20 protein-coding genes and 2 tRNA genes are annotated in these 23,600 nt (G+C 71.9%); 10 read left to right on the forward strand and 12 right to left on the reverse strand.

Annotation, left to right across the window (positions count from 1 at the left end):
• Positions 1-30: 30 nt before the first annotated feature.
• Positions 31-699 (reverse strand): CatB-related O-acetyltransferase, encoded by a 669-nt coding sequence (locus IF19_RS0108610; protein WP_030116620.1) that lies wholly within the window; start codon positions 697-699, stop codon positions 31-33.
• A gap of 284 nt (positions 700-983) precedes the next feature.
• On the opposite strand from IF19_RS0108610, the gene IF19_RS0108615 reads away from it, so the two are divergent.
• Entirely contained in the window at positions 984-1,772 is a 789-nt protein-coding gene (locus tag IF19_RS0108615; protein ID WP_078580968.1) for a hypothetical protein, read from the forward strand.
• 174 nt (positions 1,773-1,946) lie between these two features.
• On the opposite strand, the gene IF19_RS0108620 is transcribed toward IF19_RS0108615, so the two are convergent.
• The 3 genes from IF19_RS0108620 to IF19_RS0108630 form a co-directional block, all read right to left on the reverse strand.
• Positions 1,947-2,711 carry a DUF2071 domain-containing protein gene (locus tag IF19_RS0108620; RefSeq protein ID WP_030116622.1) on the reverse strand — a complete coding sequence of 255 codons (765 nt, stop codon included), beginning with the start codon at positions 2,709-2,711 and terminating at the stop codon, positions 1,947-1,949.
• Positions 2,708-3,043 carry a metalloregulator ArsR/SmtB family transcription factor gene (locus IF19_RS0108625; RefSeq protein WP_030116623.1) on the reverse strand — a complete coding sequence of 112 codons (336 nt, stop codon included), beginning with the start codon at positions 3,041-3,043 and terminating at the stop codon, positions 2,708-2,710. The genes IF19_RS0108620 and IF19_RS0108625 overlap by 4 nt, the downstream gene beginning before the upstream one ends.
• Positions 3,044-3,316: 273 nt before the next feature.
• Entirely contained in the window at positions 3,317-3,958 is a 642-nt protein-coding gene (locus IF19_RS0108630) for a superoxide dismutase (RefSeq protein ID WP_030277150.1), read from the reverse strand.
• A 305-nt stretch (positions 3,959-4,263) separates the two neighbouring features.
• Between IF19_RS0108630 and tkt the strand changes: the two genes are divergently transcribed.
• Entirely contained in the window at positions 4,264-6,576 is a 2,313-nt protein-coding gene (gene tkt, locus IF19_RS0108635) for a transketolase (protein ID WP_032748089.1), read from the forward strand.
• 186 nt (positions 6,577-6,762) lie between these two features.
• Positions 6,763-7,446 carry a Dps family protein gene (locus IF19_RS0108640; RefSeq protein WP_030116627.1) on the forward strand — a complete coding sequence of 228 codons (684 nt, stop codon included), beginning with the start codon at positions 6,763-6,765 and terminating at the stop codon, positions 7,444-7,446.
• A 177-nt stretch (positions 7,447-7,623) separates the two neighbouring features.
• On the opposite strand, the gene IF19_RS0108645 is transcribed toward IF19_RS0108640, so the two are convergent.
• From IF19_RS0108645 to IF19_RS0108655, 3 genes are all read right to left on the reverse strand, one after another.
• Positions 7,624-8,694 carry a glycerophosphodiester phosphodiesterase family protein gene (locus tag IF19_RS0108645; protein WP_030116628.1) on the reverse strand — a complete coding sequence of 357 codons (1,071 nt, stop codon included), beginning with the start codon at positions 8,692-8,694 and terminating at the stop codon, positions 7,624-7,626.
• A gap of 207 nt (positions 8,695-8,901) precedes the next feature.
• Positions 8,902-10,371 carry an amino acid permease gene (locus tag IF19_RS0108650; RefSeq protein WP_030116629.1) on the reverse strand — a complete coding sequence of 490 codons (1,470 nt, stop codon included), beginning with the start codon at positions 10,369-10,371 and terminating at the stop codon, positions 8,902-8,904.
• Between the two features lie 298 nt (positions 10,372-10,669).
• The gene (locus IF19_RS0108655) at positions 10,670-12,181 is read right to left on the reverse strand and encodes an amino acid permease (RefSeq protein WP_030116630.1); all 1,512 of its coding nucleotides are present in this window, start codon (positions 12,179-12,181) and stop codon (positions 10,670-10,672) included.
• A 349-nt stretch (positions 12,182-12,530) separates the two neighbouring features.
• Between IF19_RS0108655 and IF19_RS0108660 the strand changes: the two genes are divergently transcribed.
• Entirely contained in the window at positions 12,531-13,124 is a 594-nt protein-coding gene (locus IF19_RS0108660) for a biotin transporter BioY (RefSeq protein ID WP_030116631.1), read from the forward strand.
• Between the two features lie 25 nt (positions 13,125-13,149).
• Here the strand turns inward: IF19_RS0108660 and IF19_RS0108665 are convergent, their stop codons facing one another.
• Both IF19_RS0108665 and IF19_RS0108670 read right to left on the reverse strand, forming a co-directional pair.
• Entirely contained in the window at positions 13,150-14,457 is a 1,308-nt protein-coding gene (locus IF19_RS0108665) for an FAD-binding oxidoreductase (protein ID WP_030116632.1), read from the reverse strand.
• A 109-nt stretch (positions 14,458-14,566) separates the two neighbouring features.
• Positions 14,567-16,000 (reverse strand): amino acid permease, encoded by a 1,434-nt coding sequence (locus IF19_RS0108670; protein WP_030116633.1) that lies wholly within the window; start codon positions 15,998-16,000, stop codon positions 14,567-14,569.
• A gap of 251 nt (positions 16,001-16,251) precedes the next feature.
• Between IF19_RS0108670 and IF19_RS0108675 the strand changes: the two genes are divergently transcribed.
• From IF19_RS0108675 to IF19_RS0108685, 3 genes are all read left to right on the forward strand, one after another.
• Positions 16,252-16,740 (forward strand): ribose-5-phosphate isomerase, encoded by a 489-nt coding sequence (locus tag IF19_RS0108675; RefSeq protein WP_030116634.1) that lies wholly within the window; start codon positions 16,252-16,254, stop codon positions 16,738-16,740.
• A gap of 126 nt (positions 16,741-16,866) precedes the next feature.
• Positions 16,867-17,700: an Fpg/Nei family DNA glycosylase gene (locus IF19_RS0108680; protein ID WP_030193545.1), complete on the forward strand. Its 834-nt coding sequence runs from the start codon at positions 16,867-16,869 to the stop codon at positions 17,698-17,700.
• A gap of 108 nt (positions 17,701-17,808) precedes the next feature.
• The gene (locus IF19_RS0108685) at positions 17,809-18,954 is read left to right on the forward strand and encodes a PP2C family protein-serine/threonine phosphatase (protein WP_030116636.1); all 1,146 of its coding nucleotides are present in this window, start codon (positions 17,809-17,811) and stop codon (positions 18,952-18,954) included.
• 97 nt (positions 18,955-19,051) lie between these two features.
• On the opposite strand, the gene IF19_RS0108690 is transcribed toward IF19_RS0108685, so the two are convergent.
• Complete coding sequence (locus IF19_RS0108690; protein WP_030116637.1) at positions 19,052-20,239, reverse strand: cation:proton antiporter; 1,188 nt, start codon at positions 20,237-20,239, stop codon at positions 19,052-19,054.
• 238 nt (positions 20,240-20,477) lie between these two features.
• Between IF19_RS0108690 and IF19_RS0108695 the strand changes: the two genes are divergently transcribed.
• Positions 20,478-20,978: an HD domain-containing protein gene (locus IF19_RS0108695; protein ID WP_030121717.1), complete on the forward strand. Its 501-nt coding sequence runs from the start codon at positions 20,478-20,480 to the stop codon at positions 20,976-20,978.
• A gap of 99 nt (positions 20,979-21,077) precedes the next feature.
• Here IF19_RS0108695 and IF19_RS0108700 read toward each other — a convergent pair whose 3' ends face one another.
• Positions 21,078-22,244 carry an acyltransferase family protein gene (locus IF19_RS0108700; protein ID WP_030116639.1) on the reverse strand — a complete coding sequence of 389 codons (1,167 nt, stop codon included), beginning with the start codon at positions 22,242-22,244 and terminating at the stop codon, positions 21,078-21,080.
• Between the two features lie 525 nt (positions 22,245-22,769).
• Between IF19_RS0108700 and IF19_RS1000000135980 the strand changes: the two genes are divergently transcribed.
• Positions 22,770-22,964, forward strand: coding sequence for a hypothetical protein (locus IF19_RS1000000135980; RefSeq protein ID WP_012380975.1), 195 nt, complete (start codon positions 22,770-22,772; stop codon positions 22,962-22,964).
• Between the two features lie 137 nt (positions 22,965-23,101).
• Here the strand turns inward: IF19_RS1000000135980 and IF19_RS0108710 are convergent.
• Positions 23,102-23,175 (reverse strand) — tRNA-Gly (locus IF19_RS0108710).
• A 211-nt stretch (positions 23,176-23,386) separates the two neighbouring features.
• Here IF19_RS0108710 and IF19_RS0108715 point away from each other — a divergent pair.
• Positions 23,387-23,463: transfer RNA gene (locus IF19_RS0108715), tRNA-Pro, on the forward strand.
• The last annotated feature ends 137 nt before the right edge of the window (positions 23,464-23,600 follow it).

A 23,600-nucleotide genomic window follows, 5' to 3' on the forward strand; every position in this document is an offset into this window, starting at 1 on the left:
CACCGCGGAGGCACGGGGCGGGGCGCGGGCTCAGGACGGGCGCTCCGCCCCTGGTGCTGCTGCCTCCAGTTCGGCCACCGTGCCGGACATGACCGTACGGATATGGCGTGTCAGGTGTTCCGTGGGCCAGTCCCACCAGGCCACCGCCAGCAGGCGCGCGATGTCCGCCTCCTCGTAGCGGGTGCGGAGCAGGCGGGCCGGGTTGCCGCCGACGATGCCGTAGTCCGGGACGTCCGAGACCACCACGGACCGTGAGCTGATGATCGCCCCGTGCCCGATGCGGACGCCCGGCATGATCACCGCTTCGTAGCCGATCCAGACGTCGTTGCCGATCACGGTGTCGCCCCGGTTCGGGAGGCCCGTCAGCAGGTCGAAGTGGTCCGCCCAGGAACCGCCGAGGGTCGGGAACGGGAAGGTGGACGGCCCGTCCATCCGGTGGTTGGCACCGTTCATGATGAACCGCACCCCGGTCCCCAGAGCGCAGAACTTGCCGATGACCAGACGCTCGGGGCCGTAGTGGTAGAGCACGTTCCGGGTCTCGAACTCCGTGGCGTGTTCGGGGTCGTCGTAGTACGAGTAATCCCCGACCTCCACCAACTCCGAGGTGACCAGGGGCTTCAGCTGCACCACACGCGGTTGGCCGGGCATCGGGTGCAGGACGGTGGGGTCCGCCGGGACAGGCGAAGAGGGAGACGTCATGGCAGTGCTTCCGGGGTCGGGGTGGGGGAACGAAGGGGCGTGCGGTGGTCATCGTGGCACCCGAGGGCGGTGGCGTGCGGACAATTTCCGCCCCGCCGGAGTGCGGCACCCGTTCCGCCGGCCTGCACCGCCCTGCTTGACCCCCATGCCCCGCCGGCCCGCATCGCCCTGCTCGACTTCGGCACCGGGCCGGCTGCACCGCCTCACACGCCCCCGCGCCCCGCCCTCCCACCGCCCGTCCGGCTCCGACGCCGCGCCTGTCGGCCTGCGACGATAGGGCGGTGATGCTTGCCGCGATCGACGCCGTCGACTGGAGCCGGATACCCGTGGCCGCCGCGCCTTCCGAGGTGGCTGGTCTGCCCGCTCCCATCCCTCCCTACGGCCTGCTCGACTTGTACGAACCTGATCGCGTCGCTGTCGGCCTGCGTGCCCTCGCCACGGCGACCGGGCTAGTCCGGGCCGCCGACGCCGGATCGCTCCTGGCCGGCGGCGGACTCCTGCACGACCACAGCGGGGCGGTGTTCCCCGCGGCCGTCACCGCCGCGCCGTTCCTCCTCGCCATCGTGCGCGACGGCCATGCGCACGCCGCGGCGACCGCCCTCGGGCTGCTCCACGACGCCCTCGCGTTCTCCGTCAGCGACGGCGTGCGTACCCGGGTGGTGACCCCGTACGCCGACGCCGTGCCGATCTGCTGCGCCCTCGCCGACCACCTCCGGGGCGAGGCCGGCCTGCTCGCCGCGTCCGGGGCCGAGGGCGGGTGGCTCCTCGCCGACGCCGCGCACCACTGGCGGTTCGACGTGCACGAGATCGTCGCCGACGGGAACGGTGCGCTGGCGCTCGGGGTGTTCGCGGGGCGGTTTCCGGGCGGTACGCGGTCGGCCGAGGCGTACCGCGTGGGCCGTGCCGCCCCGCTCCTCGTCCAGGTCGCCCCGCCCTACCCGCTCAGGGAGGACGGCGCCGAAGCCTGCCTGCGGATCGACGGCGTACGGCCGGACGAACTAGCCCCGCCCACGGTCCTGTTCCCGGCCCGGGGCAGCCACCCCGACGACGCCGACACCGACGCCGCCTCGTAACCCTGCGCGGCCTCGTCAGATCCGGCCCGCGCACTGCGCCCCCACCAGTTCCGGCCGCCCCCACCACCCCCGGTCACCCCCACCAGCCCCCCTGGCCCCACCAGCTCGCCCGGCCCGACGAACTTCCCCCGGCCCGACGAACTTCCCGGGCCCGGCGAACGCCCCCAGACCGTCCTACGCCGCAGCCGCAGCCGCAGCCGCCGTCCCCGCACCACACCCCAGCCGGAACGGCTCCCCCTGCGACCAGTCCGCCGGCACGCCCCGCATCACCAGCGCGCTGTCCAGCACCGCGCTGCCCGGCGGAAAGCGGTCCAGGTCCTCGAAGAACGTGGAGCGTACGGAACGGGGCCGGCCCGCCGTCACCTTCCAGGCGTCCGTGGAGAGTTCGAGGACGTCCAGGTGGCGGCCCCCGGCGTTGGGGGAGAGGCCCCGGTTGCCCAGGTGGAAGAACTCCGACGCCTCCGCCAGGTCCGTGAACAGCTCGCTGCCGCGCAGTTCGCCGGCCGGCTCCACCGTGGCGTCCACCGCCACCTCGCCGTCCCGGGTCGCGAAGGCCACGCGTACGGCGTCGGCGTCCTCCCGGACCGTGAAGTCCGCGCGGCCGTGCTCGCCCGGGTACAGCCGCCCGCCCGCGAAGGCGTTGAGGCGGGAGGCGGTGTCGCGACGGGGGATGTACACGCCGCGCTCGACACCGTCCGGCCCGTCCCACTCGACCGAGATCCGGTGCGCCGCGTTCTCGCTGGTCAGCCCGGTCGCCGCCGGGGCCCAGCCGGGGCGGACGCCGCCGATCCGCAGCAGGCAGATCCCGGCCACCGCCTGACCGCGCACCAGTTGGGGGCGGAGCGGGGCGGGCAGCAGAGCCGCCGCGACGTACGGGGCGACGCGGTAGTTCACCAGCAGGCGGCGTTCGATGGTGCTGGAGAGCCGGGACCGGATCACGAGGTCTCACCTTCCGCGGAGGGGCGCCACTTCGTGTGGCGGAGCACGATCTGTTCGGGGCACACGGCGCTCAGGAAGCGGCCCACGCACATGGCGAGCCGCTCCTCGGCGAGGGAGTAGAGGATGCGGTTGGCGTCCCGGCGCTCGGTGACGAGACCCGCGCCCTTGAGGACGCCCAGATGGCGCGAGATGGACGGGGCGCTGATCGGGAACCGGCTCGCGATCTCCCCGGCGGCCAGCTCGCCGCCCCGCAGGTCCTCCAGGATCTGGCGGCGGGTGGGATCGGCGAGTGCGCGGAAGGCGCTCGCCTCGTCGTCGGCGGGTGATTCCATGATGCATGTTTAGCACATGAGCTAAGCAGCTAAATAGGCAGCCCGCTGCGGCGGGCGCAGGTTGCCGCGCGAGGGCTCTCGCGCGATGGGAAGACCCCCGCGAGTCACGTCCTCGCGGGGGTCTTCCGTTGAACCGCCTGCCGAGGTGAAGGTTGAGAAGACGATCACGAGGCAGGACGTTCGCGGTGTGCCGGCATCGCCTCAAGGGGGCGGACGGCGGCACGTCCGTGGTGTGTCGGCGCCCCAGTCGGGCGCCGACACCTCAAGGGGGTGTCAGGGGGCGAGCAGCAGCACGTTCTGGCGCTCCTTCGCGGCGGCGTAACGCTTGGCCACGTCCTGCCAGTTGACGACCCGCCACATCGCCTCGATGAAGTCCACCTTCTGGTTCTTGTACTGGAGGTAGAAGGCGTGCTCCCAGGCGTCGAAGACCAGGATCGGGACCGAGCCCTGACCGACGTTGCCCTGGTGGTCGTAGACCTGCTCGACGATCAGCTTGTCGCTCAGCGGCTCGTAGGCGAGCACGCCCCAGCCGGAGCCCTGGGTGGTGGCCGACGCCTTCGTCAGCTGGGACTTGAAGCCCGCGAAGGAGCCGAACGACTCGGTGATCGCGTCGGCGAGGTCGCCCACGCCGTCCGCCGCGAGGGGCTCGCCGCCGCCGTCGCCGGTCATGTTGTGCCAGTAGATCGAGTGCAGGATGTGGCCGGAGAGGTGGAACGCGAGGTTCTTCTGGAGGCCGTTGATGGCGCCCCACGCCTCCTTGTCGCGGGCCTCCTCCAGCTGCTCCAGGGTGTCGTTCGCGCCCTTGACGTACGCCGCGTGGTGCTTGTCGTGGTGCAGCTCGATGATCTGCGGGTTGATGACCGGTTCGAGCGCCGCGTAGTCGTACGGGAGTTCCGGGAGCGTGTACGTGGCCATGAGTGCGAGCCCTCCGACTGCTGGGAATGCCGTCCAGTTGTTATTGCAACCTATATGCAGGAGCAGGCTAACAGCAGGAGTGTTGCCGAAGTGATCAGCCCTTCGGCCTAGGACCTGCGACGCTGTCCTCCGTCTCCGTCGTTTTGTCGGGCAAAGGTGATTTGCTCCTTCTCTCGTGCTGCGTACGCCGACGCACGTTTGGTCCCGTCGTTCCGGGGGACCCGGCCAAGCAGCCGGGCCGACCGGTGCCGGGACCGCGTGTGTGCCGCCCGCAGCCCGTCCACCCCGCTGATCAGGAGGACTCGATGGCACCCCCCGAAACGCCGAACGGCCCGAACGACCCCTCGGGCGGCCCCGGACGGAGCGGCCCCGGAGCGGGCGGTTCCGGCGCGAGCGGTGCGGGAGCCGGAGGTGGTTCCGCCGCACGCGGCCGTGATCCGCGTCTGGCCCCGCCCCGCGCGGACGCGGCCGGCTGGGGGGAACTCGACGTCCGCGCCGTCGACACCGTGCGGGTGCTCGCCGCCGACGCCGTGCAGAAGGCCGGCCACGGCCATCCGGGCACCGCGATGAGCCTGGCCCCGCTGGCGTACCTGCTGTTCCAGCAGGTGATGCGGCACGATCCGGCCGACGACCAGTGGATCGGGCGGGACCGCTTCGTGCTCTCCTGCGGCCATTCCAGCCTCACCCTCTACATCCAGCTCTACCTCAGCGGGTACGGCATGGAGCTGTCGGACCTGGAGGCGCTGCGCACCTGGGGCTCGGCCACCCCCGGCCACCCGGAGTACCGCCACACGCGGGGCGTCGAGATCACCACCGGACCGCTGGGCCAGGGGCTCGCCTCCGCCGTGGGCATGGCCATGGGCGGGCGGCGCGAGCGCGGACTCCTCGACCCCGACGCGCCCACCGGCACGAGCCCCTTCGACCACCACGTGTACGTCGTCGCCTCGGACGGCGACCTGATGGAGGGCGTGACGTCCGAGGCCAGTTCACTGGCCGGACACCAGGAGCTCGGGAACCTGATCGTCTTCTACGACTCCAACCACATCTCCATCGAGGACGACACCGACATCTCCTTCAGCGAGGACGTCACCGCGCGTTACGCGTCCTACGGCTGGCACGTCCAGACGGTCGACTTCACCCGGACCGGTGACTACGTCGAGGACGTCGACGCGCTGCTCGCCGCCGTCGAGGCCGCGAAGGCCGAGACCGGCCGGCCCTCCCTGATCCTGCTCCGCACGATCATCGGCTGGCCCGCGCCCACCAAGCAGAACACCGGCAAGGCGCACGGCTCCGCGCTCGGTGACGAGGAGGTCGCCGCCACCAAGAAGCTGCTCGGCTTCGACCCGGACGCCGACTTCGCCGTCGAGGACGACGTACTCGAACACGCCCGCGCGGTCCGCGAACGCGGGGCCGAGGCCCACCGAGCCTGGGAGCCCGGCTACCAGGAGTGGCGCTCCGCCCACCCGGAGCGCGCCGAACTCCTCGACCGGCTGCGGGAGCAGCGCCTCCCCGACAGCTGGACCGACAGCCTGCCGGTCTTCGACGCCGACCCCAAGGGCATCGCCACCCGCAAGGCGTCCGGCGACGTGCTCACCGCGCTCGCCCCGGTGCTGCCCGAGCTGTGGGGCGGCTCAGCCGACCTCGCGGGGAGCAACAACACCACCATGGAGGGCGAGCCGTCCTTCGTTCCGGAGTCCAAGCAGACCGGCGAGTTCCCCGGCAACCCCTACGGCCGTACGCTCCACTTCGGCATCCGCGAGCACGCCATGGGCGCGATCCTCAACGGCATCGCCCTGCAGAGCCTGACCCGCCCCTACGGCGGCACGTTCCTGATCTTCAGCGACTACATGCGCCCCGCCGTCCGCCTCGCCGCCCTGATGAAGCTGCCGGTCACCTACGTCTGGACCCACGACTCGATCGGCCTGGGCGAGGACGGCCCCACCCACCAGCCGGTCGAGCAACTGGCCGCTCTCCGCGCCATCCCCGGCCTCGACGTCGTACGGCCCGCCGACGCGAACGAGACCGCCGTCTGCTGGCGCACCGTCCTGGAGCACGACGACCGGCCCGCCGGACTCGCCCTGACCCGCCAGCCGTTGCCGGTCCTGGAGCGGGGAGCGGGCGACGGCGCGTACGCCTCCGCCGAGGGGGCCGCACGCGGCGGCTACGTCCTCGTCGACAGCCGGGGGGAGACGCCCGACGTCATCCTCGTCGCCACCGGCTCGGAGGTCCACATCGCGCTGGAGGCGCGGGAGTTGCTGGCCGCCGACGGGCACGACGCGCGGGTGGTCTCGCTGCCCTGCCGCGAGTGGTTCGCCGAGCAGCCGTACGCGTACCAGGACGAGGTGCTGCCGCCCGGCGTCCGGGCCCGGGTCAGCGTCGAGGCCGCCGTCGCCCAGGGCTGGCGGGACGTGGTGGGGGACGCGGGCCGCATGGTCAGCCTGGAGCACTTCGGCGCGTCCGCCCCGTACGAGCGGCTGTACGAGGAGTTCGGCATCACGCCCGCCGCGGTCGCCGAGGCCGCCCGGGACAGCATCCGCGCCGCGTCCGGACCCGTCCGGCCCGGCGGCGAGCGCCCCGGAGCGGCCCCGACCGAGGGCGGCACCGGGGACGCCGGCTGAGCGGGCCGACGACCGCGGAACCGCCCGACCCGCCTGGGCATAACCACACCCCCAGAATCGCCCGCCCCACTCTCCGAAGAACCGAACTACCGAAGAACCGATCAACCGAAGAACCGGAGAGTCGAAGAACCGCAGAACCGAAGCACCGCCCCCGTAGAACCGACCGTTCGCACGAAGAGGAGCCCCATGTCCCCCGCACGCACCCCCCGTTACACCGTCCCCGGCCTCGGCGTCGACGAGGGCCGCCGGATCATCGACCTGCTGACGCTGCGCCTGCACGCGCTCAACGACCTCGCGCTCACCCTCAAGCACATCCACTGGAACGTGGTCGGCCCCCACTTCATCGCCGTCCACGAGATGCTCGACCCGCAGACCGCCGCCGTACGGGACATGGCGGACGCCGCCGCCGAACGCATCTCCGCCCTCGGCGGCGAGCCGAACGGCACGCCGGGCGCCCTGGTCAAGGAGCGCACCTGGGACGACTACAGCGTCGGCCGCGCCGACGCCATCGCCCACCTCGGGGCCCTGGACCTCGTCTACACCGGGATCATCGAGGACCACCGCGCCGCGGTGGAGAAGGCCGGCGAGCTCGACCCCGTCACCGAGGACCTGCTCATCGAGCACCTGCGCGGCCTGGAGCAGTTCCAGTGGTTCGTCCGCGCCCACCTGGAGTCCAGCTCCGGCGCGCTGTCGACCGCCGGAGCCGACACCGAGGAGGCGGCGGCCGAGGCCGCGTCCCCGAAGCGGGCCGCGTCCGGGAGCGCCCCCGCCAAGAAGACCGCGCTGCCCGCCCCGGCGAAGAGGACCGCGAAGAAGACCGCGAAGAAGGCGGTCAAGAAGACCACCGCGAGCCGCCGCACCACCCGCTGAACCGCATCACCCGCTGAGCCGCACACCTGCTCAGCCGCACCACCCGCTGACGCGACCCCGGCCCGGCCGGCCCCCTGGGCAACCGCTCAAGGACCCGGCCGGGCCGGGGTGCGTGTGAGGCCCGGCCCCTCCGCGCCGCCGCCCGCCCCGGAGGCCTGGACGCCGTCGTCCCTTCCGCTACCCCCGCAGGTCGTCCCTGGCCTGCGCCGCGATGTCCGGGAAGTCCGTGACCACCGCGTCCACGCCCTGCCCGTAGTGGAAGGCGTACTCCGCGAACGCGTCGCCGAAGGCGTTGGGGTCGGTGCCCCGGCGGTACGCGGCCGGGAGGTACTGGTTCTCCGCCCGGAAGGTGTACGCGCCGACCTTCAGGCCCGCCGCGTGGGCGTCCGCCAGCAGGGTGCCCGGCGGGACCAGCGAGGACTTGTCCGGGCCGATCCAGTCCGCGTACGACGCGATCTCGCGCAGCCCGGCCGGTGTCATCATGTCCCGGTAGGCGGTCCCGTGCCCGTACGGGCCGCCGCTCGTGCCCAGGGCCTGCCAGAGCGGAAGACCGAGGCGGGCGGCGGCCACCCGGCGCAGGCTCGTGGGCTCGAAGGACTGGACGACGCAGTCGCGGGCGGTCAGCCGGTTGCGGCGGATCACCCGGATCAGCTCCTCCTCCAGCGGCAGCCCGATCGACCGGAAGTACGTCGGGTGCTTCGTCTCGGGGAACACCGCGATCCGCCGGCCCGACTCCCGGGACAGCCGCCGGGCCAGGTCCACGACCTCCTGGAACGTGAGCACCCGGCCCCGCCCGTCGAAGACCGTGTTGCGGTCGCGGACCAGCGGAAGCCGTTCCACCGTGCGCAGCGTCTTCAGCTCGCGCAGCGTGAAGTCCTCGGTGAACCAGCCGGTCACCGCCTTGCCGTCGACCGTCTTCGTGGTGCGGCGGTCCGCGAACCCGGGGTGGTCGGCGACGTCCGTCGTCCCGCCGATCTCGTTCTCGTGCCGCACGACCAGGACGTGGTCCTTCGTCGGCACGAGGTCCGGCTCGATCCAGTCGGCCCCGGCCCGTACCGCGTAGGCGTACGCGTCGGCGGTGTGCTCGGGCCGCCAGCCCGCCGCCCCGCGGTGGCCGATGACCAGGGGTCCGGACGGGCGGTGGGGGCGGTGGCCCGCGGTGGGGGAGGCGGCGGCCGGGGCGGTCGCCGCCGCGGTCACGGCGGCGGTGGCCAGGAGGATCGAACGGCGCCTGGGCGCAACGGACATGACGGCTCCTCGGATGGGGTGAGCCATCACGGAAGCGAGCACGGGTGACGGCCCGGGGTACGGCGCCCGGCCCCGCGATGTCCTGTCGGCCACGGATGTACGCCGCGCCCGCGCCGGCCCGTTCACCACCGGGCCCGAACACCGGAACGCCGGGCCCGCCCCGATCGTACGAGGAGGAGCCCGGCGTCCGCAGCGGCCGTGCGGGAACTACTCGCGCTGCGCCGGGATGTCGGACGCGGGCGCGGAGACGGCGGCGCCGTCCGTGCCCCCGCCGCCCCGCCGCCGCTGGCGCAGGAGGCCGAGGACGATCAGGACCAGGGTCAGCGCCCCCGTGGCGAGGAGCTGGTCACGGGTGTCCGGCTGGCGCAGCATCAGCAGGAAGATCCCCGCCATCGCACACAGGGCGACGATCGTCCCGACCGGGTAGAACCACATCCGCACGACCAGCGTCTCGGGCGCCTCCCGCTCGGTGCGCCGGCGCAGGATCAGCTGCGAGGCCGCGATGAAGATCCACACGACGAGGATCACCGCACCGATCATGTTCAGCAGCCACGGGAAGACGTCGTCCGGCCGCCAGTAGCTGAGCAGCACGCAGAGGAAGCCGAAGACGGAGGAGAACATCACGGCGTTGCGCGGCACTCCGGAGGAGATCTTCCCCAGTACGGCCGGGCCCTGGCCCCGGGCGACCAGCGAACGGGCCATGCGGGACGAGCCGTAGATGTTGGCGTTCATCGCGGAGAGCAGCGCGATGAGGATGACCACGTTCATGATCTGCGCGGCGCCGCCGATGCCCAGGTGGTCGAGCATCGCGTAGAACGGGCCGACCTCGGCGACCTTCGGGTCGTCCCAGGGGACCAGCGTGACGATGACCGCCATCGAGCCGATGTAGAAGACCGCGATGCGCCACATCGCCGTACGGACCGCCTTCGCGACGCCCCGCACGGGGTTCTCGGACTCGGCCGCCGCGATGGTGACCGTCTCCAGACCGCCGTACGCGAACACGGAGGCGAGCAGGCCGATGATGAAGCCGTCCATCCCCTTGGGCAGGAAACCGCCGTCCCCGGTGAGGTTGGACAGGCCGGGCGCGTCCGTGTCGGGCAGTACGCCGAGGATCGCGAGCACACCGAGGACCAGGAACAGCGTGATCGCGCCGACCTTGAGCGCGGCGAACCAGAACTCGAACTCGCCGAAGTTCTTCACGGCGGCCAGGTTCGTCCCCAGGAAGATCACCATGAACAGGGCGACCCAGGCCCACTCCGGGGTTCCGGGCAGCCAGCCGCTGACGATCTGCGCGGCCCCGATGCCCTCCAGGCCCACGGCGACGCAGAGCAGGAACCAGAAGGACCAGCCCGCCGTGAACCCGGCCCACGGTCCGATCGCCCGTTCGGCGTGCACGGAGAAGGAGCCGGACGCCGGGTTGGCGGCCGACATCTCGCCGAGCATGCGCATCACCATCATGACGAGCAGGCCGGAGATGGCGTAAGCGATGATGATCGAGGGCCCGGCGGCGGCGATCCCGGCGCCCGAGCCGACGAAGAGGCCGGCGCCGATCACCCCGCCGAGGGCGATCATCGACAGGTGCCGCTGCTTGAGGCCGTGGGTGAGCGCGGAGTCCGCCGAGGGGCTCGCGGGGGCCGCGGCGTCAGGGGTGGGGGGAGACGCGGGAGTCCGAGGCATGGACAAGCTCTGTTCGGTAGTCGAGACGGGAACGAACCCACAGTCTGGGCATCCGTACCGCTCACACGGAAAGGGTGTCCGCTATACGGTCACCAGGCTCACACAAGGTGCACACGCGCCTACCGGCCGGTAAGGCCGGACGCACCGCCCGCCCGGCAGCCCCGAGCCCCTCACTCCGCGCCCGACCCCTCGGGCCGCACCGGCCTCGTCAGTCCGCGCCCGTCCCTCAGCCCCCGTCGGCCTCATCAGAACCGCCCACCCCTCGGGCCTCGCCCGCCCCTCAGCCCCCCGGCTCTCCTCAGGTCCCGCCCGACCCCTCGGCCCCCGCCCGCCGCGCCCGCCACTCGCGCCCCGCCGCGACCAGCAGGACCAGCGCCGTCGCCCCGGCCGACCACAGCACCTGCGGGCGCGCCGCGTCGTCGGTCAGCATCAGGACCAGCACCCCGAGCAGCCCCGCCAGCGTCAGCCAGGTCAGGTACGGGAAGCACCACATCCGCAACGACAGCGCCTCGGGCGCCTCCCGCTCCAGCCGGGCGCGCAGCCGCAGTTGGGAGGCGGCGATCAGCGCCCAGACGAACAGCAGCACCGCGCCGACCGAGTTGAGCATGTAGAGGAACACGGTGTCCGGCCACAGCAGGTTGAGCAGGACGGAGACGAAGCCGAAGGCCACCGACGCCAGCACCGCCCGGCGCGGCACCCCGCCCGCCTGACCGGAGGAGCCGCCGGCGCCGCCGCCCGACACCTTCAGCAGCCCGCGCGGGGCCTCGCCCCGCTCCGCCAGTGAGAAGACCATGCGGGAGGAGCCGTACAGATTGGCGTTGAGCGCGGAGAGCAGGGCCACGAACACCACGATGTTCATGATCTGCCCGGCCGACGGCACCCCGATCGCGTCCAGCACCTTCACGTACGGGCTCAGCCCCGCCTGCTGCGCGGTCCACGGCAGCACGGTCACGATCACCAGCATCGAGCCGACGTAGAAGAAGAGGGTGCGCACCACCGCGCTGCGCACCGCCCGCCCCACCGCACGCGCCGGATCGTCCGTCTCGGCGGCGGCGATCGTGACGACCTCCAGGCCGCCGAAGGCGAACACCACGGTCAGCACCCCGGAGACGACCCCGCTCCAGCCGTTCGGCAGGAACCCGCCCCGGCCGGTCAGGTTGGTCATCCCCACCGGGTCGGTGTCCGGGAGCAGGCCGAAGACCGCCAGCCCGCCGAGCACCAGGAAGACCACGATCGCGCCGACCTTCAGGGAGGCGAACCAGAACTCGAACTCGCCGAAGTTCTTCACCGCCGGCAGGTTCGCCACGGTGAAGACCACCATGAACAGCAGCACCCACGCCCACGGTTCGACCGCCGGAACCCACCCGTGGGCGATCTGCGCGGCCGCCGTCGCCTCCACGGCGAGGACCACCACCAGCAGGAACCAGTACAGCCAGCCGACGCTGAACCCGGCCCACCGCCCGAGCGCCCGCTCCGCGTGCACCGAGAACGAACCGGAGGCGGGCATCGCCGCCGACATCTCGCCCAGCATCCGCATCACCAGCATCGCCAGCGCGCCCGCGATCAGGTACGACACGACGATCGCGGGCCCCGCCACCGCGATCCCGGCGCCCGAGCCGACGAAGAGCCCGGCGCCGATCACCCCGCCGAGCCCCAGCATCGTCAGATGGCGCTGCTTGAGACCGTGCGCCAGTGGCTCGGCCTGAGCGGCGGAGGGCGGGGGAGCGGCGGACGGCGGGCCGGTGGCGGACGCCGGAGGAACGGCGGGCGTCGACGGACCGGGCGGTGTGGGGGGAGGGGTCTCGTGCATGGCGGCGGGGTCGCTCTCGGATCCGTGGCTCGCGGGGAATCGTGCCGGTCCTGCGAGGCGCCGGCCGAAGCGAACTGATCGTTTATGGGGAAGCTACAGTCTCGCCTCCCGGCGCCCTCCCCGCCAAAACGCGCCGACCACGCCCTCACCTCCGTGACGAGCGTCACGCGGGAGCGGGATTGCGGCACGGGCTTTGTGTGAATCCCACCAAGCCGTCAACCACCGCTTTGTGGGCGGCTGATGGTGATCGAGCGTTAACCCGTGGGCTAACGTCGGCGGGAGCCCGACCCACCCTGCCCGGCGGCGGCCGCCCAGGCCCACCCGCCCCGCCCTCACCCGCGGAGTCCCGATGAGCACTGCTGCCGCCCCCGTCCGCTCCGGAGCGGTCCTCGCCGACCTGCTGCCCGCAGTCCGGCACCGCTACGCCGTGGACGCGGCCCTCGTCCTCGGCGGCGCCGCCCTGACCGGCATCGCGGCCCAGATCGCCGTCCCGGTCCCCGGCTCCCCGGTCCCGGTCACCGGCCAGACCTTCGCCGCGCTCCTCATCGGCACCGCGCTCGGCGCCCGCCGGGGCTTCCTCTCGCTCGCCCTGTACGCGCTCGTCGGCATGGCCGGCGTGCCGTGGTTCGCCGAGGCGAGCTCGGGCTGGAGCATGCCGTCGCTCGGGTACGTCTTCGGCATGCTCCTGGCCGCCACCGTCGTCGGCGCCCTCGCCCGGCGCGGCGGCGACCGCTCGGTGCCGCGCACCGCGGGCACGATGGTGCTCGGCTCCGCGATCATCTACGCCATCGGCGTGCCCTACCTCGCGCTGTCCACCGGGATGTCGCTGAGCGCCGCCGTCGCGGCCGGCCTCCTCCCGTTCCTGGTCGGCGACGCCCTCAAGGCGGCCCTCGCCATGGGCCTGCTGCCGGCCACGTGGAAGCTGCTGGGCCGCCGCGGCTGACCGCGGACACCACCGCCACGAGGGCTCACCCCTCGTACGGCCCCCCGAAGAGGCCCGCCGGATCGTACTGGGAGACCAGACCGGCGAGCCTCTTCGCCGTTTCCGGCTCGTGGAACCCGTGGGTACGGTCCCCGCCGCCGAAGCAGAAGTTGGCCGCGCGCCCCTGGACCAGCGGCCCCAGCGCCCCGGAGATCTCCCCGTACAGTGCGCGCACCGACGGCACGTCCGTCGTGTCCAGTACGGAGATGAGCCCCAGCAGGAACCCGGCGTCCCGGTGGGGCACCGCGCTCGCCGGTTCGGGGCGCCCGGCCAGGGCCCCGCCGAGGTGCGTCAGCTGCACCACGTTCATCATCGGCGCCCCGGGCCCGGCCAGTTCCAGCACCCGGGCGCCCCGCTCGGCGTCCAGCCCCCGCAGCACCAGCCCCTCCCCGTAGTACGCGTGCGGGAACGGCGGATCGTTGTGGATGGTGGGGCTCTCGGTGTACGGCATCTCCCGCAGCGAGTCCTCCAGGGCCGGACCGACGGCCCGCAGCGGGGCCACCAGCCGCTCGCCCTCGGCCGCGTCCCCCGTGAAGGCGACCCGCACCGAGACGACGTACCGTCCGCGCACCTCCTCGGGCACCTGCGGCAGGTCCGGGTAGGGCAGCGCGGCCAACGAGGACGTCAGACTCGCGGGCACGGTCCGGGTCCACTCCAGGTAGCGGGCCATCACCTCGGCGGCCCGTTCCCCGTCGAAGGCGATCGCACCCCCGTACAACCGCTCCACCGCCACCAGGCCGATCTCCATCGAGGTCACCACCCCCAGCCGGCGCCCGCCGCCGCGCAACCCCCAGAACAGCTCCGGCTCGCGCTCCGGCGTGACCCGGCGCGGCACACCGTCGGCGGTCACCACCTCCAGCGACCGGACGTGGTCGGCCGCGTACCCGAACTCCCGGGCCAGGATGCCCAGCCCGCCGCCCAGCGTGTACGAGACCGCGCCCACCGAGGGCGACGAGCCGTTGAGCGGGGCGAGCCCGTACGGGGCCGCCGCCGCGGTCACCGCGCCCCACGTCGCGCCCGCGCCGATGGTGGCGGTACGCGCGACCGGATCGACGGTGACGGCGTCCAGGGCCCGGGTGACCACGAGGACACCGCCCTCGACCGCGCCCGGAAGCCCGTGCCCGGTGGCGTGCGCGGTCACGCGGAGCCCGTGCCGGGCGGCGTACGCCACGGCCTCCCGTACGTCGTCGGTGGTACGGGCCTCCACCAGCCGGTCGGGGCGGATCGGGAAGCCGGTCTGGAAGCTCGCGGGAACGGACGCCTCGGGCTGGGACCGGTGCGGGGACGACGACATGGGAAAGCTCTCCTTCGCTCGCGTTTCTGCGGTGCGAAGGAGAGCTTCCCCGCCATACCTGACAGCGTCCGTCAGGTATGGGCGGCGGTTCGCGGCGGACGGCCGCCGGTCACTTGGCGACGGCCTTGCGGCTCCGCCACTCCCGGGCCAGCGAGATGCCCACCACCAGCGCGGCGACCAGCAGCGACAGCACGACCTGCTCGCGGGCGGCGTCGTCGGTCAGCATGTATACCAGGACGAAGGAGATCATCGCGATCGTCGCCCAGGTGAGGTACGGGAAGAGCCACATCCGCACGACCAGCTTGCCCGGGTTCTCGCGCAGGATGATCCCGCGCATCCGCAGCTGGGTGAAGGAGATGACCAGCCAGACGAAAAGCGCGACCGCTCCCGAGGAGTTCAGCAGGAACTGGAACACCGTGTCGGGCCACTGGTAGTTGAAGAACACCGCCACGAAGCCGAAGACCACCGACGACAGGATCGCCGCCTGCGGCACGCCCCGCCGGTTGACCTTGGCGAAGGACTTCGGCGCGTCGCCCCGCTCACCGAGCGAGAATGCCATGCGGGAGGCGGTGTAGAGGCCGGAGTTGAGACACGACAGCACGGCCGTCAGCACGATGAAGTCCATGACCTGGCCCGCGTGCGGGATGCCGATGGAGTCGAGGGCGGCGACGTAGCTGCCCTTCTCGACGATCGAGGGGTCGTTCCACGGCAGCAGCGTCAGCACCACGAAGATCGAACCGAGGTAGAAGACGGCGATGCGCCAGATCACGCTGTTGGTGGCCTTCGAGACGGCCCGCTGCGGGTCCGACGACTCACCGGCGGCCAGCGTCACGATCTCGCTGCCCATGAAGGAGAAGACGACCATCAGCACACCGGTCAGGATCGCGCCCGGCCCCTCGGGGAAGAACCCGCCGGAGTCCGTCAGATGCGCGAGCCCCGACCCCGGGTTGTCCGATCCGGGCAGGAACCCGAAGACCGCGAGCAGGCCGACGACCACGAACGCGGCGATCGCCACGACCTTGATCCCGGCGAACCAGAACTCGAACTCGCCGTAACTGCCCACCGACACCAGGTTGGTGGCGGTCAGCACGACCATCACGATCAGCGCCCAGGCCCACTGCGGCACCCCGGGAATCCAGTTCTCCAGGATCTTCGCGCCCGCCGTGGCCTCCACCGCGAGCACCACGACCCAGAAGAACCAGTAGAGCCAGCCGATGGAGAACCCGGCCCACCGGCCGAGCGCCTGGTCGGCGTAGGCGGAGAAGGAGCCGGAGCTCGGCCGGGCGGCGGCCATCTCGCCGAGCATCCGCATCACGAGGACGACCATCAGGCCGACCATCGCGTACGAGACGAGGATCGCCGGGCCCGCCGCCGCGATGCCCGCGCTGGACCCCACGAAGAGCCCGGCGCCGATCACACCGCCGATCGCGATCATCGAGAGGTGGCGGTTCTTCAGGCCGGCCTGAAGCCCGTCCGACGAGTCCGGCCGGTCCGGCCCGCCGGGCTCCTGGCCCGGCTTCGGCAGCGTCGTCTGCGACGTCATGGGGGGAGTCCTTACGTTGTGGAGCGTGAGGGGGCGCCCTGTCTCGCATGGGTGGGTGGGGTGCGAGGACAAGGCGACGCATTCAAGCCCGAATGAAGGCGGAAGAGGAACCCCCTCTTCGGAATCGTTTGCCTGATCGTTGCCCACGTGGTGTTCGCCACACCGAAACGCCCGAAGACCTGCGAATCATCGGAACGAGGCGGTGACCCCGCTGACGGTTACCCCCCGAAGTTCGTGCCACACTTCGCACCATGCGCGTGTACCTCGGATCCGACCATGCCGGCTACGAACTCAAGAACCACCTCGTCGAGTGGCTCGGCGCCCACGGCCACGAGGCCGTCGACTGCGGCCCCCACATCTACGACGCCCAGGACGACTACCCGCCGTTCTGCCTCCGCGCCGCCGAGAAGACGGCCGCCGACCCGGACAGCCTCGGCATCGTGATCGGCGGCTCCGGCAACGGCGAGCAGATCGCCGCCAACAAGGTCAAGGGCGTCCGCGCCGCACTGGCCTGGAGCGAGCAGACCGCCGCCCTCGGCCGCGAGCACAACAACGCCAATGTCGTCGCGATCGGCGGCCGGATGCACACGGTCGAGGAGGCCACGAAGTTCGTCGAGATCTTCCTCGCCACCCCGTACTCGAACGAGGAGCGCCACACGCGCCGCATCGAGATGCTGGCGGCGTACGAGACCACCGGCGAGCTCCCCCCGATCCCGGCCCACCACCCGCAGCAGGGCTGACCGGCCCGCCGCACCCCACACCTCCCGTGCCGCCGGGTCCCGGACCCGGCGGCACGGCCATGCCGCCACCCGCCACGCCGGGCACCGTCCGCCGCACCGGCGTCACGTCATCAGGAGCAGACCACCGTGCCCGAGGGACACACCATCCGCCGCCTCGCCGACGACCACGCCGAACGGTTCGCTGGCGCACCGGTCCGGGTGAGCAGTCCGCAGGGCAAGTTCTCCGACAGCGCGGCCCTCCTGGACGGACGCGCCCTCACCGCCACGGACGCCCACGGCAAGCACCTCTTCCTCGGCTTCGGCGCCACCGGCTGGGTCCACATCCACCTCGGCCTCTTCGGCAAGCTCGGCTTCGGCGCCGCCCCGCCCCCGCCGCCCACCGACACCGTCCGGCTGCGCCTCGTCAACACGGAGCACTACGCCGACCTGCGCGGCCCCACCACCTGCGCCCTGATCACCGAGCCCGAGAAGCGCGCGATACACGAGCGCCTGGGCCCGGACCCGCTGCGCGGCGACGAGGACGGGGAGCGCGCCTGGCAGCGGGTCTCCCGCAGCCGCACCAGCATCGCCGCCCTGCTGATGGACCAGAAGGTCATCGCGGGCGTCGGCAACGTCTACCGGGCCGAGGTCCTCTTCCGCCACGGCATCGACCCGTACCGCACGGGCCGCGACCTCACCCGCGCCGAGTGGGACGCCCTCTGGACGGACCTGGAGGAGCTGATGCGCGAAGGGGTGCGGAACAACCGGATCGACACCGTCCGCCCCGAGCACCTCCCCGAGGCCATGGGCCGCCCGCCCCGCAAGGACGACCACGGCGGCGAGGTCTACGTCTACCGGCGGGCGAACCTGCCCTGCCACATCTGCGGTACGGAGATCCGCACCGCGGACCTCGTCTCGCGCAACCTCTTCTGGTGCCCCCGGTGCCAGCGCCCGGGCCGTTCCGGCGGAGGAAAAGGCTGAAAACCGCCCGAAGAAGGCCGACGGACATGTGCGGGCAACCCCCTTTCGCGCACATTGTCACCGGGGTCCCGCTGTGCCGGAGGCGTCCGGGTGGATAAAGTCCCGGCAGTGGCCCGTACCGGAGGAGCAGACGACTTCTGGGCCCGGTGGCGCAAGAACGTGCACCGGGCCCGCAACGGGCTGCGCAGATCCGGGGTCGACTACTTCCGCGGCGACGGCTCCGACTGGATCGCCCTGGCCGGGCTGCTGCTGACGATCCCGGCGATCACGTTCGCCACCGTCCTCAGCCCCGTCTGGATCGACCCCGCCGCGCTCGCCCTGCCCATCGTGGCAGGCGGCCTCCTCCTGCGCCCCGCCAGCCTGCTGGGCCTGTACGCGACGGCGGCGGGCGCACTGATACTCGAGGCGCTCAAGCTCGGCCCGTACCTGGACGGGCCCGCCCGGGTCACCCCCGGCACGGTGCTGGTGGTCGCCGCCTGCGGGTTCTTCGGGCTGGTCCTCGCTCAGTTCCGGGCCCGGGTCGGCGTGCCCTGGCGGCGCGGCGGCACCATGCTCTTCGACCTGCGCGAACGCATCCGGGTCCAGAGCTCCCTGCCCCGGCTGCCCCAGGGCTGGCACCGCGAGATGGCCCTGCGCCCGGCCGGCGGCCAGTCGTTCTCCGGGGACTTCGTCGTCGCGGCCCGCACGCACGGGGGCCGCACCCTGGAGGCCGTGCTCACCGACGTCTCCGGCAAGGGCATGGACGCGGGCTCCCGGGCCCTGCTGCTCTCCGGAGCCTTCGGCGGGCTCCTCGGCTCGCTGCCCCCGCACGCCTTCCTGCCGGCCGCCAACGGCTATCTGCTGCGCCAGGACTGGGACGAGGGGTTCGCCACCTCGATCCATCTGGTACTGGACCTGGAGTCAGGCGACTACGAGATCTACTCGGCGGGCCATCCGCCCGCCCTCCAACTGCACGCGGGCAGCGGCCGGTGGGAGGAGAAGTCCGGGGAGGGGCCCCTGCTCGGCGTCTACGACGGGGCCGAGTTCGACGCGGTGAAGGGGTCGCTCGCCCCGGGCGACGTGCTGATGCTGTTCACCGACGGTCTGGTGGAGGCGTCCGACCGGGACATCGCCGAGGGCATCGACCGGCTGACCGGCGAGGCCGACCGCTATGTCACCGCCGGCTTCGAGGGCGCGGCCTGGCACCTGATCGAGGCATGCGCCAAGGACGTCAACGACGACCGGGCCCTCCTGCTGCTCTCCCGCCGGGCCTGACCCGTCCGCCGTCCGGGGCGGGGACGCCCTGGAACGCGGAGAGGCGCCCGTCACCCGGGGCCGGGTATCGGGGCGCCTCTCCGCGTTCCGCCGCCGCTCAGACCGAGACGGGGACCTGGTCCTGGTCCTGGTGGTCGTCGTCCTTCCCGCGGCCGCGCGGCAGGACGCGGGCCAGCCAGTGCGAGCGTCCGGCCGCCAGCGGTGCGAGGACGGCGAGCAGGAGGACGTACCCGGCGATGAACGGGGAGAGCCGCTCGTCCAGTCCGGCGGCCGCCGCCATCGTGGCCAGGATGAGCGCGAACTCACCGCGTGCCACCAGCGTGGTGGCGATGTTGGCCGTGGCCTGCGTGCCGAAGGAGTACACCCTCGCCGCCGCGAAGCCGGCCGCGATGTTCATGGCGAGCGTCAACACCACGGCCGCCAGCACCGGCCATAGCACGCTCGGAAGGTCGCCCGGGTCGATGGAGAGGCCGAAGGCGAAGAAGAAGATGGCGCCGAACGCGTCCCGCAGCGGGTGCACCAGCTTGAGGATGCGGTCGCCGGACGAGGTCGAGCCGAGCATCAGGCCGACCATGAACGCGCCGATCGCGTCGGCCACGCCGAACATCTCGGAGACGCCCGCCACGAAGACCGCGACGCCCAGGAACGAGATGACGAGCAGTTCGTCGTCCTTGGTGCTCATGAGCTTGCCGATGATCTTCGTGCCGAACCGGGCCGCCAGCGCGAGCAGCAGCAGGAAGCCGAACGCCTTGCCGCCGTCGACCACCGCCGCCGAGAGGCTGTCCGCACCGGACAGGATCGGCTGGAGCGCGGCCAGGTAGAGGGCGAGGAAGATGTCCTCGACCACGATGATGCCGAGGATCGGCCGGGTCTCCGGGTTACCGATGCGCCCGAGGTCCACCAGGATCTTCGTGACGATCGCGGACGAGGAGATGCCGAGGACACCGGCGAGGACCAGCGCCTCCGACGTGCCCCAGCCCAGCGCGAAACCGAAGGCGAGACCGGCGCCGACGTTCAGGGCGAGATACGTCCCGCCCGCGATGGCCATCTTCCGGCCGCCCGTCTTGAGGTCGTCCATGTGGAACTCGAGCCCCAGGTAGAAGAGCAGGAGGACGAGTCCCAGCGCGGAGAGCATCTCCAGGTCGTGCGGGTTCGAGAGAAGGGTGTATCCGGGCGTGTGCGGGCCGAGGAGGATCCCGGCCAGGATGAACAGGGGGATCGTCGGCAGCCCGATACGGCCGCCGAGGCGGGCGAGGACGGCAGCGGCGAGGAAGGCGCCGCCCATGGCGAGGAGGGTGTCTGCGTGTCCGATGAGCCTGATCCTTCGGGGTCGGGTCAAGTGCGAGTCAAGGGGGCATCAAGAATCCATCAGTAATTAGTTTACCGAACGATTGACCCTGCAACTATGGGTCGGACGTATTGCCGGTTTTTGTCTGCTTGTTCCGTCGTGGTGGGTGGCGCCGACGGTCCGGTTCCCGGACCGCGTTCGGGCCCTGTCCCGACTCCGGCCGTAGGGTCGGCCCATGACCGGACACCAGCTGAGCGTCTCCGAGGTGGAGGCCGTCGCCCGCGAGGCCCACGCCCGTCAGACCGACAAGGCGGGCCGCCCGTACGTGGAGCACCTCGCGGCCGTGGCCGAAGGCGTACGGGTGCGGGGCGGCGACGACGGGCAGATCGCGGCGGCCTGGCTGCACGACGCGATCGAGGACGGAGCGCTCACCGCCGCGTGGCTGGCGGACGCCGCCCTGCCGCAGCGGGTGAAGGACATGGTCCTGGCGGTGACCAAGCGGCCCGGCGAGGCGCTGACCTCGTACACCGCGCGGATTCTGGCCACCCCGGGCGCGCTGCTCGTCAAGGAGGCGGACCTCGCCCACAACGCCGATCCCGTCCGCCTCGCGGTGCTGGACGCGGCCGTCCGTACCCGGCTGACGGCGAAGTATGCGCAGGTGCGGGGCCTGTTGGGGCTGCCCGGCGGTGAACCACCCCTGGACCGAACGTTTTCGGCCAACCCGGAATCGCGCTGAATCACCCGCGGACCGGGACCGGAAACGCTCTGATCCACCCGCGGCCGCGGCCGCGGGTGGATCAGTGAGGGGCGCGCGTCAGGCCGGAGAGCCGTCGGCTCAGCGTTTCGCGGGGGTCTTCCGGAACGCCCAGGACATGTCCGGGTCGGTGGCCCACTTCAACGCCCGGCCCACCGGCGGGGTGCACATGAGCGATACCGCCGCGGCTGCCGTGAGCGTGACGACGACCAGGCCGATCGGGTCGGAGAGCCAGGTGTAGCGGTCGAACAGGCCCGCGTACACGGCGGCCTTGAGCGCCAGGCCGTGCAGCAGGTAGCCGCAGATCGTGCCGGCCCCGAGCACCGTGAACCACCGGGCCCTGCCCGGCACCCACGCCAGGAAGACGATCGTCAGCGCCAGCGCGCAGCCGAACATGGCGAGCGTCATCACCGCGCCCGACCACCACGGGGCGTCCATCTCCTGCGCGCTGTTGGCCCGGTACAGCCAGCCCAGCTGCATGCGCGGGGCGATCCAGTACGCGAAGAGAAGCGCGGCCGCGAGGACGGGCAGGGCCAGCAGCTTCACCTCGCGTCGCCTGACCAGCTGGAAGTGCTCCGGCTTCATCAGCAGGCCGAGTACGAAGAACGGCAGGAACTGCAGCACCCGCTGGAGGTCGAGGTCGTCGCCGATCTCGGGGGAGACCGAGGCGAGGACGGAGATGGCGAGCGCGACGAGCATCGGGTGGCGCAGCGACAGCCAGATCGGCGTGGTCACCCGCCAGATGAACAGGGCGACCAGGAACCAGGTCAGATAGAACGGGTCGATCAGGCTGATCGCCGTGTCCGGCGAATCGTCCGCATACCGCTTGAAGAGCGAATAGGCCGTCTCGAACAGCACGTACGGCACCACGACACCGGTGATCAGCCGCTTCACCTTGGGGGCCGACATGTCGAAGGTCCGGGAGAAATAGCCCGAGATGAGGATGAAGGCCGGCATGTGGAACGTGTACACGAGCATGTAGAGCGCCCGGGTGGCCCGGCTGCCGTCCATCACCGGTTCCCAGGCGTGCGCCACGGCGACGAGCACGATGGCCAGGTACTTCACATTGTCGAAGTAGGGGTCGCGTTTCCTCGCCGGGGCGGCTGCCGGAGCGGGAGCGTCCGACGCCCCGGCCCCGGGTGCGGGCCGAGGCGCGGTGGCCGTGGTCGTCTGCTCGGATCTGGGCTCCGACTCCCGGGTCGCCTGGGGGAGCGGGGCCCTCTGAAACACGCTCGGAGCTGGGAACATCTCAGGCACCTTAGACCGGTCGATTGCCTTGCGTAAAACCGCGGGGAGATTAGCGCGCCTTCCCCGCTATTCGAATATGAAACCACCGAACAGGGTCCGATATGACACTCTTGATCCCCATGAAAGGGGGCATATGGCTCCGGAGTTGGGGAGAGTTAATTCGGTCGCATGTGCGCTTCCCTTCGACCTGTGGATGAAGTGTGGGGATGTGGAAACGATCATTGGGGCGCATATTCGGCCGCGGTGAATTCACAGGGGACGCACAGGGTGCGGCGGGACGGCCGGCCTCCCGGGGGCGGCGGGTCCGCACCCCGTGTGCGGGGCGGCCCGAGGGTGGTGCCGCGTCCGTCGGCCGGACCGCTCGTCGCGCTCCCCGGGGCCGCGAAGGATGGCGGGAAGTTGTCACCCCGTTCCGTCACCCGGCAGCACCCCCGGGGGAGTTGGTGGCACGATGGGGGTGACGGGGCGCGCGGTCGTGCACGCTTCCGGGCCGGCAAGGCGGACCGACCTAGGGTGTGATCAGACGTGGCTATTTCACTGTCGATGGTGCTGCTGTTCGCCGTCATCCTCGTGGTGATGATCCGGAGCGGCTCCATCAAGCCCGGACCCGCGCTCGTCGCCGTGCTCTTCGGCTTCTTCCTGGCGTCGACCGGCATGGCGCCGTCGATCAACCGGTTCATGAACTCGATAGCCGACACCATCAACCAGATCAGCTTCTGACGTCCGGTCGGAGGCGGCCCTGCGACGTACCGCGGGCCGCCCGGCTCATGGCGGGCGTTACGCGGCCCGGCCGCGCACGGGAACAACGCACGAGGGCCGGTCCGGAGGATGATCCTCCGGACCGGCCCTCGGTCACGTGGAGCGGGCGACGGGAATCGAACCCGCGTAGCTAGTTTGGAAGACTAGGGCTCTACCATTGAGCTACGCCCGCATGCACCGCACCGCGGGTCCGTGGACCGCGGCACGAACAGCATCGTAGCGGGTCGGCGACGGTGTCCGCACACCCGTTGTGCCGCTCGTCCGGCACCCGCCGGGTCGACCGCCCCGCGCGACCCGGACCCGCGCCGGGCGGACGCGGTGGATCCGCTCGGTAAAGCGGCGTATCCCCGGTCGCCGTCCATGTACCCTACGTGTCGCACCGACGGGGTGTGGCGCAGCTTGGTAGCGCGTCCGCTTTGGGAGCGGAAGGTCGTCGGTTCGAATCCGGCCACCCCGACCACCGGCAAGATCGCTTCGTGCCCGACCACCGGCAAGATCGCGTTGTGGGAGTCATCCCCCTTGCCGTTACTATGCAAAATGCGTGCCCGTGTGTCTGATGTACCGGGCTCGGTCCGCGAAGCCGCCACTCGGCGGCCC

The sequence above is a fragment of the Streptomyces californicus genome (assembly GCF_000717645.1).
Classification (GTDB): Bacteria; Actinomycetota; Actinomycetes; order Streptomycetales; family Streptomycetaceae; genus Streptomyces; species Streptomyces californicus.

Excerpts from the sequence above, each read along its gene's own strand:
- IF19_RS0108610 (WP_030116620.1), bottom strand. The coding sequence starts at position 699 with ATGACGTCTCCCTCTTCGCCTGTCCCGGCGGACCCCACCGTCCTGCAC.
- IF19_RS0108660 (WP_030116631.1), top strand. The coding sequence starts at position 12,531 with ATGAGCACTGCTGCCGCCCCCGTCCGCTCCGGAGCGGTCCTCGCCGAC.
- IF19_RS0108650 (WP_030116629.1), bottom strand. The coding sequence starts at position 10,371 with ATGCCTCGGACTCCCGCGTCTCCCCCCACCCCTGACGCCGCGGCCCCC.
- IF19_RS0108645 (WP_030116628.1), bottom strand. The coding sequence starts at position 8,694 with ATGTCCGTTGCGCCCAGGCGCCGTTCGATCCTCCTGGCCACCGCCGCC.
- IF19_RS0108690 (WP_030116637.1), bottom strand. The coding sequence starts at position 20,239 with ATGGGCGGCGCCTTCCTCGCCGCTGCCGTCCTCGCCCGCCTCGGCGGC.
- IF19_RS0108675 (WP_030116634.1), top strand. The coding sequence starts at position 16,252 with ATGCGCGTGTACCTCGGATCCGACCATGCCGGCTACGAACTCAAGAAC.
- tkt (WP_032748089.1), top strand. The coding sequence starts at position 4,264 with ATGGCACCCCCCGAAACGCCGAACGGCCCGAACGACCCCTCGGGCGGC.
- IF19_RS0108700 (WP_030116639.1), bottom strand. The coding sequence starts at position 22,244 with ATGTTCCCAGCTCCGAGCGTGTTTCAGAGGGCCCCGCTCCCCCAGGCG.
- IF19_RS0108625 (WP_030116623.1), bottom strand. The coding sequence starts at position 3,043 with ATGGAATCACCCGCCGACGACGAGGCGAGCGCCTTCCGCGCACTCGCC.
- IF19_RS0108695 (WP_030121717.1), top strand. The coding sequence starts at position 20,478 with ATGACCGGACACCAGCTGAGCGTCTCCGAGGTGGAGGCCGTCGCCCGC.
- IF19_RS0108670 (WP_030116633.1), bottom strand. The coding sequence starts at position 16,000 with ATGACGTCGCAGACGACGCTGCCGAAGCCGGGCCAGGAGCCCGGCGGG.
- IF19_RS0108615 (WP_078580968.1), top strand. The coding sequence starts at position 984 with ATGCTTGCCGCGATCGACGCCGTCGACTGGAGCCGGATACCCGTGGCC.
- IF19_RS0108655 (WP_030116630.1), bottom strand. The coding sequence starts at position 12,181 with ATGCACGAGACCCCTCCCCCCACACCGCCCGGTCCGTCGACGCCCGCC.
- IF19_RS0108665 (WP_030116632.1), bottom strand. The coding sequence starts at position 14,457 with ATGTCGTCGTCCCCGCACCGGTCCCAGCCCGAGGCGTCCGTTCCCGCG.
- IF19_RS0108640 (WP_030116627.1), top strand. The coding sequence starts at position 6,763 with ATGTCCCCCGCACGCACCCCCCGTTACACCGTCCCCGGCCTCGGCGTC.
- IF19_RS0108630 (WP_030277150.1), bottom strand. The coding sequence starts at position 3,958 with ATGGCCACGTACACGCTCCCGGAACTCCCGTACGACTACGCGGCGCTC.